This is a genomic window from Azospirillum sp. BE72, from assembly GCF_031455875.1.
Classification (GTDB): domain Bacteria; phylum Pseudomonadota; class Alphaproteobacteria; order Azospirillales; family Azospirillaceae; genus Azospirillum.
Window position 1 is genome coordinate 400,546 of the sequence record NZ_JAVDTO010000002.1, and the last position, 13,770, is coordinate 414,315.

12 protein-coding genes are annotated in these 13,770 nt (G+C 68.5%); 5 read left to right on the plus strand and 7 right to left on the minus strand.

Annotation, left to right across the window (positions count from 1 at the left end; genetic code table 11):
- Positions 1 to 27: 27 nt before the first annotated feature.
- On the minus strand, positions 28 to 747 hold the full coding sequence (gene phoU / locus J2Y49_RS07995; protein ID WP_310113885.1) for a phosphate signaling complex protein PhoU: 720 nt from the start codon (positions 745 to 747) through the stop codon (positions 28 to 30).
- Between the two features lie 188 nt (positions 748 to 935).
- Between phoU and J2Y49_RS08000 the strand changes: the two genes are divergently transcribed.
- Positions 936 to 2,249 carry a pentapeptide repeat-containing protein gene (locus J2Y49_RS08000; protein ID WP_310113886.1) on the plus strand — a complete coding sequence of 438 codons (1,314 nt, stop codon included), beginning with the start codon at positions 936 to 938 and terminating at the stop codon, positions 2,247 to 2,249.
- A 75-nt stretch (positions 2,250 to 2,324) separates the two neighbouring features.
- Here the strand turns inward: J2Y49_RS08000 and J2Y49_RS08005 are convergent, their stop codons facing one another.
- A complete protein-coding gene (locus J2Y49_RS08005; protein WP_310113887.1) occupies positions 2,325 to 2,840 on the minus strand; it encodes a MarR family winged helix-turn-helix transcriptional regulator in 516 nt (171 codons plus the stop codon).
- A 546-nt stretch (positions 2,841 to 3,386) separates the two neighbouring features.
- Between J2Y49_RS08005 and aguB the strand changes: the two genes are divergently transcribed.
- Positions 3,387 to 4,295 carry an N-carbamoylputrescine amidase gene (gene aguB / locus J2Y49_RS08010; protein ID WP_310113888.1) on the plus strand — a complete coding sequence of 303 codons (909 nt, stop codon included), beginning with the start codon at positions 3,387 to 3,389 and terminating at the stop codon, positions 4,293 to 4,295.
- Positions 4,296 to 4,339: 44 nt separating this feature from the next.
- Here aguB and J2Y49_RS08015 read toward each other — a convergent pair whose 3' ends face one another.
- Positions 4,340 to 4,924 (minus strand): putative metalloprotease CJM1_0395 family protein, encoded by a 585-nt coding sequence (locus tag J2Y49_RS08015; RefSeq protein WP_310114975.1) that lies wholly within the window; start codon positions 4,922 to 4,924, stop codon positions 4,340 to 4,342.
- Between the two features lie 88 nt (positions 4,925 to 5,012).
- Entirely contained in the window at positions 5,013 to 6,077 is a 1,065-nt protein-coding gene (locus J2Y49_RS08020) for a histone deacetylase family protein (protein WP_310113890.1), read from the minus strand.
- Positions 6,078 to 6,390: 313 nt separating this feature from the next.
- On the opposite strand from J2Y49_RS08020, the gene J2Y49_RS08025 reads away from it, so the two are divergent.
- The 3 genes from J2Y49_RS08025 (at position 6,391) to J2Y49_RS08035 (ending at position 10,615) form a co-directional block, all read left to right on the plus strand.
- On the plus strand, positions 6,391 to 9,222 hold the full coding sequence (locus tag J2Y49_RS08025; protein ID WP_310113891.1) for an SLBB domain-containing protein: 2,832 nt from the start codon (positions 6,391 to 6,393) through the stop codon (positions 9,220 to 9,222).
- Positions 9,219 to 10,013, plus strand: coding sequence for a glycosyltransferase (locus J2Y49_RS08030; RefSeq protein WP_310113893.1), 795 nt, complete (start codon positions 9,219 to 9,221; stop codon positions 10,011 to 10,013). Before J2Y49_RS08025 ends, J2Y49_RS08030 begins: the two co-directional genes overlap by 4 nt.
- A gap of 134 nt (positions 10,014 to 10,147) precedes the next feature.
- Entirely contained in the window at positions 10,148 to 10,615 is a 468-nt protein-coding gene (locus J2Y49_RS08035) for a helix-turn-helix domain-containing protein (protein WP_149223499.1), read from the plus strand.
- Here the strand turns inward: J2Y49_RS08035 and J2Y49_RS08040 are convergent.
- The 3 genes from J2Y49_RS08040 to J2Y49_RS08050 are packed head-to-tail and all read right to left on the minus strand — an operon-like array spanning position 10,525 to position 13,758.
- The gene (locus J2Y49_RS08040; protein WP_310113894.1) at positions 10,525 to 11,508 is read right to left on the minus strand and encodes a glycosyltransferase family 2 protein; all 984 of its coding nucleotides are present in this window, start codon (positions 11,506 to 11,508) and stop codon (positions 10,525 to 10,527) included. The two genes, J2Y49_RS08035 and J2Y49_RS08040, sit on opposite strands and share 91 nt — an antisense overlap.
- Entirely contained in the window at positions 11,505 to 12,485 is a 981-nt protein-coding gene (locus J2Y49_RS08045) for a hypothetical protein (protein WP_310113895.1), read from the minus strand. The genes J2Y49_RS08040 and J2Y49_RS08045 overlap by 4 nt, the downstream gene beginning before the upstream one ends.
- Positions 12,478 to 13,758: a glycosyltransferase family 4 protein gene (locus tag J2Y49_RS08050; RefSeq protein WP_310113897.1), complete on the minus strand. Its 1,281-nt coding sequence runs from the start codon at positions 13,756 to 13,758 to the stop codon at positions 12,478 to 12,480. Before J2Y49_RS08050 ends, J2Y49_RS08045 begins: the two co-directional genes overlap by 8 nt.
- Positions 13,759 to 13,770 lie beyond the last annotated feature (12 nt).

The following is a 13,770-nucleotide window of genomic DNA, read 5'->3' on the forward strand; positions in this document are numbered from 1 at the left end:
CCACCGCCGGCTGTCAAGCCCCTGCGTTCACGCACCCTCACGCGGTGGAGCGACGGCGTAGCTGCTGAGATCCTCCTTGCGGCGCTCGTCCGACGGCAGACGGCCCTTGACCAGGAAGCTGATGTTCTCCGCCACGTTGGTGGCATGGTCGCCGATGCGCTCGATCGACTTGGCGGCGAACAGCAGGTGGGTGCAACCGGTGATCTGGGCCGGCGTTTCCATCATGTAGGTCAGGAACTCACGGAACAGCGCGGTATAGGCCGCATCGACCTCGCCGTCGCAGTCGCGGACGGAGGCGGCCAGATCGGCGTCCTGTTCGGTGTAGGCGCGGCGCATGTCGCCGATCATCGTCTGGACCATGCGGCCCATACGGACCAGGGAGGCGACCGGCGGCGCGACCGGCAGTGTGGCCAGCGTGACGGCCCGCTTGGCGACGGAACCGGCGAAATCGCCCATCCGTTCCAGGTTGGAGGCGATCTTCAGCGCCGCGACGATCTCGCGCAGGTCCTTTGCCATCGGCTGGCGCAGAGCCAGCAGGCGGACGGTCATCGCCTCCACCTCCATCTCCAGCCGGTCGATCTCGGCGTCGCCCTTCAGCACCTCGCCCGCGATATCGGCATCCGGACCGGCCAGCGAATCGAGCGCAAGCCCGACCTGCCGTTCCACCAGCTCGCCCATGCGGTCGATGGCGGTGCGCAGCGCCGCCAGTTCGGTGTCGAACGCCGCAAGCGTGTGTCCACCCGACATGATCCCCAACTCCTTGCTGTGACAGGCGGTCCGGTGCCCGACGCCCCGGAGATGGGGGGCGGGCGCCGCCGCGCCAAGCCGCCGATGCACTGGAAGCGCACTGGAAGCGGCCTTAACCTTTGGCATAGATTATTTCGGGACACTGGTCTATCGATGGACCACGCAACCAGACAGACCGGACAGGACCGATGACACCGCACGAGTTGGTTGCCGTGCTGGAAAAGCACGAGCGCTGGCTGAAGAACAAGTCGGGCGGTTCGCGCGCCAACCTGACCATGGCGAACATGGAAGGCTCGAACCTGTCCGGGGTGAATCTGGCGCAGGGCAAGCTGTCCGGCGCCAACCTGTCCCATTGCGACCTGTCCAATGCAAATCTCAGCACCGCGGACCTGTTCGCCGCCCATCTGACCAAGGCCGATCTGTCCGGCTGCAACCTGTACCGGGCCGATCTGCGCGGCGCCCACATGCGCGGCGCCAAGATGAAGCGCGCCATCCTGAAGGAGGCCGACCTGCGCGGCGGCGCACTGCTCTATGGCGGGCAGGGCGGTAAGGGTGGCAAGGGGCTGGATTTCGTCCGCTCCGATCTGGCCGGCTCGGATTTCGACGATGCGTCGCTGACCAACGCCAACCTTTCGGGCGCCGATCTGACCGACGTGTCGATGAACGGCGCCGATTGCGAGGGCGCGCTGCTGACCGGCGCCACGCTGATGCGCGCCAGCATGAAGAGCTGCAATCTCGCCCGCGCCGACCTGCGCGGCAGCAATCTGTCCGGCGTGAACCTGCAGGGGGCCGTTCTGCGCGACGCCAACCTGACCGGCGCGATGCTGGCCGGTGCCAACCTGCGCAACGCCGACCTGCAGGGTGCCAAGCTGGAGGGTGCCGATCTGGCAGGGGCCGATACCACCGGCGCCAATCTGGCGCGGTCGGCCGACAATTTCTCCGTCCAGATCCAGCAGGCCCTGCACAGCCATTACACCTGGATCAACACCAACGGCTCGATGGGCGCGCGCGCCGACCTGACCGGCGCCGATCTCAGCCACATCGACCTGTCGGGCGTGAATCTGTCCGGCGCCAATCTGAAGCGCGCCAACCTCAGCGGTGCCAAGCTGCGCGAGGCGTTGCTGATCATGTGCGACATCTCCGAGGCGGTGCTGGCCGGCGCCGATTTGGGGGGCGCGATCCTGGACGGCGCCACCTTGCGCGGCGCCAACATGGACGGGGTGCGGCTGGACGGCGCCGGCATCGGCTGGGTCGACATCAAGGGGCCGGACGGCCAGCCGACCGGCCGGCTGTGGGCGGCGAATTTGACCGGCGCGCGGCTGACCAACGCGTCCTGCGTCCGTACCAATCTGCGCGGTGCCAATCTGTCGGGCTGCGATTTCGCCAACGCCAACCTGACCGGCGCGATCCTGAGCGACGCGAACATCCGCGACGCCAAATTCACCGGAGCAAACCTGACCGGCGCCAGCCTGCCGCCGCCGCCCGACCCGGACGACGATTGAGGTCGCTTGAGGTCTGGTTGCTTGAAGTCTGGTCTCTTGACGTGCGGGAAGATGGGCGGCGGCAGGCCGCCCGGTTCACTCGTCCTCGCCGTCGCGGGCGGACGCCGCTGCGGCGTTTAGGTTTGAACCGACGCGGCGCAGCACGTCCAGAGTCAGATCCAACTCGTCCGGCGTGATGCCCTGAATGGCGAGTTGAGCGATTTCCGACGCACTGGGCATCATCGAATCGCGAAGCGCCCGGCCCTTGTCGGTCAGGAAGATGTTCATCTTGCGGCGGTCGTGGCTGTTGCGCACCCGCTGGACCAACCCCTGCCCCTCCATCACGTTGACGGCGGTGACGGTGGTCGGCTCCATCATGCCGACGCGGTGGCTGAGTTCGCGTTGGGTCAGGCCGTCTTCCTCCCAAAGGGCGCGCAGGAAGAACCATTGCCCCATGCTGACGCCCGACCGCGCGATGCGCGTCTGCAGAGCACGGGCGAATGCGCGGTTCACGTCACGGACGACGAACGATAACACACCGTCGGCCGAACCGGCCGCATCCTCCGAACCGTCGGGGCGCTCCGGCTCCCACCCCTTGACAGACGCCTCCATACCGACAATCTCTCTGCCGTCGTTACCGATCGAACAACCATTCCCGTCCACCGGGTGCAAGCGCCGGGCGGTTGCCCGTTAGGGTACCTGGCGACATAGCGTCGGTCGGATCCATGCCTTCCTGGTGATACCACCTTGACACGAATGGTCCTGGCTGCGTCATCCAATCATAACGTGCTGTGTGCAAAGCGCAAATCAATTGCGCAGCCGTCGGTCGCGGGCATGCAATGATATGTCGGCCAAAGGATCGGCAAATTTCGTCCAACTTAAGCAGAACAGCGGCTCGGATACGGTGCATGGCCGCCCTGTGTGCAATCGATCTTTTCAGATCAGGCATGGCTTGCCATATCCGCATATGATGAAGGGCGCGAAGATTACCGTTTGGATCGGTTTTATTTGGCAGATCGTGCCACCGGATCGGCGAAATGTGAACATTTCGCTAAAATCCATCGAAGTCCCGGTCTGCCGCTTGTATCCGCCGCGACCTTTGGTCACACAGACGTCAATCGCCACAGTCACTTGCAGCAACAGGAGCCAGCGACCGCAATGACCGCTTCGCCGACCGTCCCTCCGTCCCGTACCGTCACCGTCGCCGCCACCCAGATGGCCTGCAGTTGGGACCGTGCCGCCAACGTCGACGGCGTCGAATCGCTGATTCGCGGGGCGGCTGCAAAGGGCGCGCAGATCATCCTGCCGCAGGAACTGTTCGAGACCCCCTATTTCTGCAAGGACCAGAAGCAGTCGCTGTTCGAACTCGCCGCCCCGGCCGAAGGTCATCCGGTGATCGAGCGCATGCGGTCGCTGGCGCGCGAGCTGTCGGTGGTGATCCCCGTCAGCTTCTTCGAAAAGGCGCGCAACGCCTATTACAACTCCATGGCCATGGTCGATGCGGACGGCAGCCTGCTGGGCATCTACCGCAAGTCCCACATTCCCGACGGACCGGGCTATCAGGAGAAGTTCTATTTCAGTCCCGGCGACACCGGCATCCCGGTGTTCAAGACTCGCTACGCCACCGTCGGCTGCGCCATCTGCTGGGACCAGTGGTTTCCGGAAACCGCCCGCGTCATGGCGCTGAAGGGCGCGGAGATCCTGCTCTACCCGACCGCCATCGGGTCGGAGCCGCAGGACTCCTCCATCGACAGCCAGGGCCATTGGACCCGGGTGATGCAGGGCCATGCCGGCGCCAACCTGATGCCGCTCGTCGCCTCCAACCGCGTCGGGGTGGAGCAGGGGGAAAGCTGCGCGTTGACCTTCTACGGCTCGTCCTTCATCGCGGGGCCGCAGGGTGAGATCGTGGCGCAGGCCGACCGCGAAAGCCGCTCGGTGCTCACCGCGAGCTTCGACCTCGACCGTATCGCCGCGCAGCGCGCCTCCTGGGGCGTCTTCCGCGACCGCCGTCCGGAACTGTACGGCGCCCTGCTGACGCTGGATGGAGAGACCACGCCGCGGCGCTGAGCATAACGGACGGAGCGTCGCGGCGGCCTCATTGCCGCAACGCTTCAGACCGTCAGCCCCCTTCCTGCTTGGCCATACCCCAGGGACTGCGCCGCCCCATAGGCCGCGGCGGCGCGTCCGGCCGCCGCGTCCCCACTCTGCCGGCGCTGCTCCGCCTGCGCCTGCAACTTCGCCGCATCGGCTTGGGCGGCGACGCGCATGTCCTGCGGCGACGGATCTGCGGGAGCGAGGGCGGCGGCCTTCACCTGCTCCATCTTTGCGACGGTGTCGGCCGGATCCGATTCGGAACTTACGTCGATCGGCACCTCACCGGCGGTGGCGTAATTCTTGCCGTCGGGCCCGCGCGTGTAGGTGAAGGACGCACCGCCGGCGTGACTGCCGCCGGCCGCCTGATGCGCCGCCTCGTGCTGGCGGACGTTCGCATCGACCTGCTTGAGCTTCTGGACCTGCTGCCGGGCCGCGTCTGACAGGGTGACCGTGTCGGTGGCACCGACAGTACCGCCGTCCTTCGCACCGGACGCGCCCATGCCTTGGCCGCGCCCCTGACCCCGAGGCGGCTGGTTGCGCGGAGTGCCGTAGGTCCCGATGGACAGGCTGGAGATGGAAAGGTCGGCGGCCACCGTCCACATCCTCAAGAAGGGTCCGGTTCTCCGGTCAATTTAGGACGAATCGGCCTCACCGGCAACGACAAGGCCGTTTCGTCCCCGCCGGTTCCGCTCAACCCTGCTCGAAGCCGGTCAGCACATTGGCGACGTTCACGCCCAGGTCGTCGACGGCATAGCCGCCCTCCATCACGAACAGCGTCGGCAGGCCGATCCCGGCGATGGCGGACCCCATGCGCAGGAAATCCTCCGACAGCAGCCGGAAGCGGGAGATCGGATCGCCGCCATAGGTGTCCGCTCCCAGCGACAGGACCAGAGCGTCCGCCCCGAACTCCCGAATTCGCGCCGCGGCGGCGGCCAGCGCCCGGGCGTATCCGGTCCAGTCGGTGCCCCAGGGCAGCGTGATGTTCAGGTTCGCCCCCTCGCCCGCCCCGGCGCCGGTCTCGTCGGCATGACCGCAGAAATACGGGAACTCGTCGGTCGGATCGGCATGGATCGACACGAACAGCACATCGCCACGTTCCCAGAAGATCTCCTGCGTGCCGTTGCCGTGATGGTAATCGACGTCCAGCACCGCCACCCGCGCGGCCCCACCGTCGCGCAAGCACTGCGCCGCGATGGCCGCATTGTTCAGGAAGCAATAGCCGCCGTAGAAGGCTTGCCCGGCATGGTGGCCCGGCGGCCGGCAGAGCGCGAAGGCGCTGCGGTCGCCGGCCCGCAGCCGATCGGCGCCGGTCAACGCGCTGTCAGCCGCGGCGGTCGCCGCGCGCCAGGTACCGGCGGTGATCGGCGTCCCGGCATCGAAGGAATAGAAGCCGAGTCGCCCGTCGATGGACCGCGGCACCCGCCGTCGAGACATGCCCGGCGCCACCCAGTTCAGCGGCAGCGCGTCGATGTCCGCGCCATGCTCCTCCACCCACTCGTCCCAGGCGGTCTGGAGGAAGCCGAGGTAGCCGGCGTCATGCACCCGCTCCAACGGGGCAAGGCCGTGGCGGGTGGGTTCGACGATGGGTCCGAGCCCGACCACCTCGATCCGCGCCCGCACGATGTCGGCACGCGCCGGCTTTTCGTAGCAGGGGACGAGTTGGCCGTCGTTGAGTTCGGACCGGCCGGCCTGCAGCCGGTGCTCTTCGCTGTGGATGACGATCACGCCACTGGCATCCTTGTGTTTTCCGGCCATCTGCCGATGCTTTGCCGCTCCGCAGTGCCGTCGCGGCAGCGCGACGGGCGGACGGCGCATGATAGCCTCACCCGCAAGCGCACGGATGCCGCCCTTTTGCATGGCGCCCTGGATGCAGGGCATTGCCTTCCGGTTGAATGCATTCGATAGTGTTCACCGGTTTTTGCTCGCTTAGGGCGGGTGAATGGCGGGATATTTGACATCGATGCTGGCTGCTGCGTGCAGGATATTCGCCCGTTTGGCACCGGGGGCGGTGCCATTGCTGTGGGCGTGCGCCGTGTCGGCCGCCGGGCCGACGCGAAGCGATGCTCTTTTGCCGCCTTCCGCCTCACCTCTGGAAGCCGCCTTTTCCGCACGCGCCGCCGAACCGCTGCGTCAGTTCGGCTACGACCTCTTCGCTCCGGCACGAGAGTCGGTGGCGACCGACGAGAGCGCACCCGGTGCGGTTCAGGGCGACTATGTACTGAACACCGGCGATGCGGTGACGGTGACCCTCCGCGGCCAGAAGTCTTTCACCAAGCGATTCGCCATCGATCGCAACGGCCAGCTGGTGGTGGACGACCTGCGTCCGGTCACCGCCGCAGGCCTGTCGCTGGACGCTCTCCGTCGGGAGCTTGCCGCTGCGGTCGCCGCGACATGGCCCAACACCGAGGCCTTCGCCACCTTGGCGGAGGTGCGGCGGATCGGCGTGGTGGTGACCGGTGCCGTGCAGCGTCCCGGACGGCAGGAGGTCAGCGCTTTTGCCACCACTCTCGACGCCCTGTCGGCGGCCGGCGGCGTGGAGCGGAGCGGCAGCTTGCGTGCCATCCGCCTGATGCGTGCAGGTGGCAGCATCGCCGTGGACCTGTATGCCCTGCAGTTGGCCGGGGACGCGGGCAATGCCGATCAGCCGCTGCGCGACGGTGACCGCCTGTTCGTTCCACCGCTGGGCGCTACAGTCGGTATCGCCGGACCGGTCAAGCGGCCGGGCATTTTTGAACTGCCGCCCGGCAGCGGTCCGTTGTCGGCCACCGAATTGCGCGATCTCGCCGGCGGCGCGCTCCGACCCGGCCGTGCCCGGCTGCTGCGATTCGGCATCGGCCCGTCCGGCGAGGAGACGACCGAGGAGATCGCAGACGCCAATGCGCGCCGGTTCGGCGACGGCGACCTGCTGCTGCTCGCCCCGCTACGCGAGGACCGCCGGGATGACGTGCGGCTGGAGGGACATGTCCTGCGCCCCGGCCCGCGCGCGCTTCCACAGGGCGGGACCATCGGCGGACTGCTCTCCCGCAGCGATCTGCGTCCCGCCCCCTATTTGCCTTTCGCGGCACTGGAATCCAGCGATACCGCCACGGGATCGCGAATCCTCCACCCGGTCGATCTCTCCGCCGTCCTGAACGGGCGAGACCGCCGCCGGGTGGCGGAGGGCGACATCCTTTATGTGCTGGGGTCTGGCGACATCGATTTCTTGACGGCGGAGCCGTTGCTGGCCCTGCTTCGCGGGGAGCGGCAGCCGCCGGAGGGCGCCTGCCCCGGTCTGGTCGCGCTGGCCCGCACCCTTGCCGCAGAACCCAATGGGCCGCTCGCCACCGGTCCGCAGGCGCGCGCCGCCGCCGGGCTGACCGGCTCGCGCACGCCTTGCCCGCCGCTTTTCGCCGCAGTGCCCGACCTGCTTCCCCTGGCGCTCCGCCATGCGGTGCTTCGGCTGTCCGGCGTCCCCCGCCCCGGCTTCTATCCGGTCGTGGGCGCCACCAACGAGGCAAGCACCGGTGCCCGCGAGACCATCGTCGAATCGGATGCACCGCAATATGAACTGATCGGTCATGTCCGCCGCCCGGGCACTCGCCGTCTGACCGCCGGGATCACGCTGCGGAGTGCGTTGGCGGAGGGGAAAGCCCTGAGACGCGACGTCTATCCGTTGCTGGGAATCGTGGAGCGCTATGACCGGCGCAGCCTGACACGCGCCTACCTGCCCTTCTCCCCGCAGGAGGTGGCCGCCGGGCGTGCCGACCGTGGACTTGTCGACGGCGACCGCATCCACCTGTTCGCCACCGACGACATCCGCAGTCTGGTGAAACCCACCGACAGCGGCACGAATGCCAAGTCCGCCGACCCGGTTGGGGGAGAGGAAGCGGACGAGCCGCCGATGCTGGCCGCATTGCTCGATCCCGCCATCGTCGCGCTGATCGGCGAGCGGTCGGTTCAGGTGCGCGGCGCCGTCCGCGATCCCGGCGGCTATCCAGTCGCCGACCGCACGCCGCTGTCCGCACTGGTCGCCGTCGCGGGCGGGCTGTCGGCCGACGCCGACCCGGCTGCGACGGAACTGACGGCAGCGACCGGCAGCCGCAGCATCATCGATCTCGGCCGCGACGAAGCGCGCATGGCAGGTCCCGGCGATGCGTTGCGGATCAACCCGCGGCCGCAGGCGCTGGAGTCGCGCGCCGTTGCCATCGACGGGGCGGTGCGCCGGCCCGGCCGGTACGATATCGGCCGTAACGAGACGCTGTCCTCCCTGATCGCGCGGGCCGGCGGCCTGCTGGAGGATGCCTATCCGGCCGGAGCCGTCCTGACCCGCGAGAGCGAGCGCCGCCGCGAAAAGGACCAGTTCCAGCGTCAGGCGCGGGAATTGGAACGCACGCTGGCGCTGGAGGTGGAAAAGGGCGAGCCGGTCAAGGCGGAGAATGTCGCACTGGCCCGGCAGATCGCCGCCCAGCTTCGCGGTGCGGAACCACTCGGCCGCGTGGTGGTGGAAGCGGATCCCGCGGTCCTGCGCACGCGGCCCGAGTTGGATCCGCTGCTGGAGCCCGATGACCGCATCGTGATCCCCAAGCGGCCGCTGACCGTCGCGATCGCCGGCGAGGTCCTGCACCCCACCGCCGCACAGTTCGTCAGCGGCAAGAGCGCGGAGGATTACCTGAGCGAGGCCGGAGGCCCCACCCGTGATGCCGATACCGGCCGCAGCTTCCTGGTTCTGCCCGACGGCCGGGCGCGTCCGCTGGCCTTGTCCTCCTGGAACCATCGGGTGGAGGCGATTCCGCCCGGCTCCATCCTGGTGGTGCCGCGCGACCCGCGGCCATTCGATGGGCTCGACATCGCCAAGACCTTCGGCAACATCCTGAGCCAGCTTGCCATCACCGCCGCTTCCGTTTCGGTGATCGCGCGATGACCACGGCTCCCCCTCTCCGCCTCGCCATTCTGACGGTGGTCCGCAACGACCGCGCCGGCTTGATCGACACCCATGACAGCCTGCAGGGGCAGTTGGGACCGCAGGTCGCTTGGCTGGTCGCCGACGGCGGGTCCACCGATGGCACCGCGGAATGGCTGGCGGACCACACCGATCTGCCGGTCTGGTGGCGGTCCGCCCCGGATCGGGGGCTCTATGAGGCGATGAACGATGGGCTCGATGCCGCACGGCGTTGCGGCTTCAGCCATGTGCTGTTCCTGAACGCCGGCGACCGGCTGGCCGCTGCGGACAGCGCCATCCGGTTGCTGCAGGCCACCGGCCGCCATCCCGGTGCCGCCCTTTTCTACGGCGACGCGCTGGAACGGCAGAGCGACGGACGTATCCTGTTGAAGCGCGCGCGGTCCCACCGCTGGGCGCCCTTCGGCATGTTCACGCACCATCAGGCCATGATCTACAGCGTACCGGCGCTCTCGGGTGTTCGTTTCGATCCCGCTTTCAGGATCGCGGCCGACTATGCCTTCACGCTTGCCGCCCTGGGTCGCGGACCGGCGGTCCGGCTGCGGTGGCCCGTATGCCTGTTCGCCTCCGGCGGCCTGTCGCAGCGCGATGCCGCCACGGGCCGGTGTGAGCAGGAGGCGATTCGACGCATGCAGCTGGGGCAGAGCCCGGTGTGCGCGACGGCGGTTTCCGCACTGCAGCGAGTCGCGCTGGCAGTGCGTCATCATTTTCCCACGGCTTACGCGAAATTACGTTTCCGATGCCCGGAAACTTAATGTCTTTCGTGCATGACTTCCCACTTCCACCCAAACGGACCGTTGATGCGCACAAATGGTTGCATAGAATTTACTTTCTGAACTAAGCATTCTCGCGGCGCCTTCCCTCCGGCTTTCCCTTCGAGGTACGACTTATGAGCGCGACCAAGACCAAACTCGCCCCCGCCCACACCCTGTCGCGCCGCGGCGAAGGTCCCAACCCCATCGACATCCATGTCGGTGCCCGCCTGCGGCTTCGCCGCACCCTGCTCGGCCTGAGCCAGGAGAAGCTGGGCGAGGCGGTCGGGATCACCTTCCAGCAGCTGCAGAAATACGAGCGCGGGTCGAACCGCATCAGCGCCAGCCGCCTCTACAACCTCTCCCAGGTTCTGGGCGTGCCGGTCAGCTACTTCTTCGACGACATGCCGTCTCCCGACCAGATCGCCGCCGAGGCGCCGGCCGAAAGCGCGAGCGAGACCGACGAATTCGAATCGATGGCCCGCCGTGAAACGCTGGAACTGGTCCGTGCCTATTACCGGATCGAGGATCCGGGCGTGCGCAAGCGCACCTTCGACCTGCTGAAGGCGCTGGGCGGCGACCGTATCGCGCTGGTCGAGGAATAAGGGCCGGGCGAAGGGGAGCAGCCCGACGGAAGGCGCGTGGCGGAAGCCTGCGCCGGCACGGCAGCCCGCATCTTGAGCCCGACCTGCCAGTAGTAGAACGCGCGTCCCAACGCGTGGTCTAGCCCCGCTGTGCCGTCGAGGACGCCCAGGCGCAGCACATAGGCATGCAGGAAGGCCCAGAGCGGACGGCCGGGCAGGCGCTGAAACAGTCGCTTCAGCGTCCGCCGGCGCAGGACACCGCCATCGCTTGGCTCGCGGTCGATCAACCGGTCCATCCGGCCGTCGGCACGCAAGGCCGCCTCCCAGTCGGAATAGCGGTTGTGCCGGTCGAACCAAGCGGACGGCGGCTTGGCGTCGCAATGGTCCATCGGGTGCCGCAGCCGTCCTGTCGTGCCGGCGACCAGCGGCTGGTAATGGCCCTCCACCTCCCACATGGCGGCGACATCCAGGTCCGGCTGATCGGGAAAGCGGACCTGGCGGCGGTCGAGCAGGGCCAGCTTGCGGTTCCAGCAGCCGAAGCGCAGTGCGCGGCCACGCAGGACCGGGCGGCCATCGACCCAATAGGCGGCATGGCGCGGACCGCCGGCCATCAGACCGGCGATCTCATCCACCAGCGCCGCGGTCGGCCGTTCGTCCGCATCGACGAACAGCACCCAGTCATGGACCAGCGGCAGACTGTCCAGACACCATTGCTTCTTCTTGGGATAGCGGCCGTTCCAGCGGAAGGGCACCACCCGTGCGCCGAGGGATCGGGCTACTTCCGGCGTGCCATCGTCGCTGCCGCTGTCGACGACGAAGCACTCGGCGAAGCCGGTCAGCGCCGCAAGGCAGGGAACGATGTTCGCGACCTCGTTGCGGGTCATCACAACGACGGAGACTGGGATCGGTGTCATCGCGCCGCCTCCCCCGCCCACCCATCCCGCAAGGCGTGGCTGGCGGAGAGGCAGAAGCAGGCAGCGATCAATCCGGCCACCCCCGCCAGCGGCACCACCACCGCCGGGTTCGGCCAGTCCGGCAGGGCAGCGGCGCCGGGCGGCTGGATCATGTCGGCGGCAAAGGGCAGATCGACCCCGATCATCATCGCCACGCGCTCCTGATCCAGCAGCAGGTCGCTCAGCGCCTGCCGGTGCTCGGCCACGGTGACGGCACCCAGCCGGTCCTTGATGTGGGCGATCTGGGCGGCGCTACGCCGTGCCGCCTCCGCCCGCAAATGGGCGTCGGTGGCCGCAGCGACTCGGCCCAGCAGGTCGAGCGCCGTCGCACGGTCGGAATGGCGCAACGTGATCCGCCGCATCGGACCCGACCGCAGCATGTCGATCACCAGACGGTCGCGCAGGGCCCGCGCCACCCGTTCCCCGTCCGGTTCCAGCCAATCCTGCCGGCCGACCAGAGCCAGAAATGCGCGCTTCACCGCCGGAACCATTCCGGAGGGCATGCGCCAGCGTTGCGTCTCCGCATCCCAGCGGTCCGGGAACAGGGCCTGCAGCAGCCTGGAATCGCGCGCCAGCTGTTCGGCCACCGGGCCGGAACCGAACAGTTCCAGATAGCGGGCGAAGTCCGACAGCGATTCGTCGCCGGCCCCAGGTTCGGCCATCGCGGCGGAATCGCGTCCGCTCAGCATGGGCACGCGCGCGCCCATGGCGGCGGAACCGACCCGGGCCGTCGGGCCGATCACCATCGCCGCCGTATAGGCCGGCGTAACCAGCCACAGGGTGCAGACCGCAAGCGCGATGCCGCCGAACCCACCGGCCAGCAGCCAGCGCCAGCCCTGCCGCAGCAGTCGAACAAAGCGGCGGAGATCGGCCTCCCCACCCGTCGCGGGGAGCCGCAGCGTCATGGCATCGGGTTGGGCCAGCGCGCCGTCAGGCATGGGGCAACGGCCTTGCCATCGTGGGCCGGGAGATCATTGGCCGGGAGATCCGCCGCGCCGGCAGCAGCCCTTCGGCAATCGCGGCGAAAGCAGTGGCGGCTCGATCGGCCGTCCAGACCGCGGATTGACTGGCGGCGTGGGCGCCTTCCGCCGCGCAACGCACCGGATCGGCGGCATAGGACCGGACCGCATCGGCGATGGCGGCACCGTCGAACGGATCGATGACGAGTCCGCAGCCGTCGACCCGGCCGGCGGCCTCGCTCCCCCGCGGCCCCAGGAACAGGCAGGGGCGGCCAGCCGCCTGGACGCCGGCCAGCTTGCTCGGCACCAGCATGCCTTCCGCCGCCGGGTGCATCGTCACGAGATGCAGGTCGGCGGCCGACAGGCTCTCCGCCAGCCGGTCGGCCGGCTGCCAGGGCATGCGCCGCAGGTTGCGCAGGCCACGGCGCCGCGCCTCCCCCTCCACCGCCGCGAATCCACGCCCTTCCCCGGTCAGCAGGAACAGAACACCAGGGTCGCTGTCCTGCAGCCGCGCCGCCGCCTCCAGCACGCCGTCCATCGGGTGGGCGAGGCCGAGCGTGCCGGAATAGGCGACCAGAAAACGTCTTTTCCCCTCCACCACCCCCAGCGAACCGCGGAACCCGCCCCCCTCCTTGGGCAGAGGGCGGATGGCGGGATCGGGCCAGTTGGGCAGAAGGCTCAGCCGCTCCCCCTTCACGCCCATGGCTGCGATCCGGTCGCGCATGCAGCGTCCGATCGCGATCACACCGTCCTGACGGCGGAGGGACCGGGCCATGCCCCGTTCGGCAAGGCGGCGGAGCATCGACGGCATCCGCACCCCCAGTACCGGCAGCAAATCGGGATAGAGATCCTGGCACCAGTGCAGCGATACCGCACGATGGCGTGCCGCCAGCATCGGCCCGGCGAGCGCCAGCATCGGCGGGTCGGTCATCGTCACCACCACGTCGTGGCGCGGCAGGCGCAGGGCGAGGCCGGTCAGACGGCACAGCGACTCGATATACGCACGGGCGTCCGGCCGCTCCCCCTCCGGGACACTGCCGCCGGTCCGGTGGAGCGCGATGCCGGCCGGCGCATCGACCGGCGACTCGGGACCGTCCATGACCACCGTGACCCGCCAGCCCGCATCCGCCATGCGGGTTGCCAGATCACGGAGGCAACGCCCGGTCGCCCCGCGGTCCGGCGGGAACACCCGATTCACGAACAGAATGGAAGGTATGCCGAGCGTCACAGTGCACCAAAGCCTGAATTGCACGCGAAAGTATGC

Bases quoted from the DNA above. Each gene is read 5' to 3' on its own strand.
- aguB (WP_310113888.1), top strand. From the start codon at position 3,387: ATGACCGCTTCGCCGACCGTCCCTCCGTCCCGTACCGTCACCGTCGCC.
- J2Y49_RS08045 (WP_310113895.1), bottom strand. From the start codon at position 12,485: ATGCCTGACGGCGCGCTGGCCCAACCCGATGCCATGACGCTGCGGCTC.
- J2Y49_RS08000 (WP_310113886.1), top strand. From the start codon at position 936: ATGACACCGCACGAGTTGGTTGCCGTGCTGGAAAAGCACGAGCGCTGG.
- J2Y49_RS08005 (WP_310113887.1), bottom strand. From the start codon at position 2,840: ATGGAGGCGTCTGTCAAGGGGTGGGAGCCGGAGCGCCCCGACGGTTCG.
- J2Y49_RS08040 (WP_310113894.1), bottom strand. From the start codon at position 11,508: ATGACACCGATCCCAGTCTCCGTCGTTGTGATGACCCGCAACGAGGTC.
- J2Y49_RS08015 (WP_310114975.1), bottom strand. From the start codon at position 4,924: ATGTGGACGGTGGCCGCCGACCTTTCCATCTCCAGCCTGTCCATCGGG.
- J2Y49_RS08035 (WP_149223499.1), top strand. From the start codon at position 10,148: ATGAGCGCGACCAAGACCAAACTCGCCCCCGCCCACACCCTGTCGCGC.
- J2Y49_RS08020 (WP_310113890.1), bottom strand. From the start codon at position 6,077: ATGGCCGGAAAACACAAGGATGCCAGTGGCGTGATCGTCATCCACAGC.
- J2Y49_RS08030 (WP_310113893.1), top strand. From the start codon at position 9,219: ATGACCACGGCTCCCCCTCTCCGCCTCGCCATTCTGACGGTGGTCCGC.
- phoU (WP_310113885.1), bottom strand. From the start codon at position 747: ATGTCGGGTGGACACACGCTTGCGGCGTTCGACACCGAACTGGCGGCG.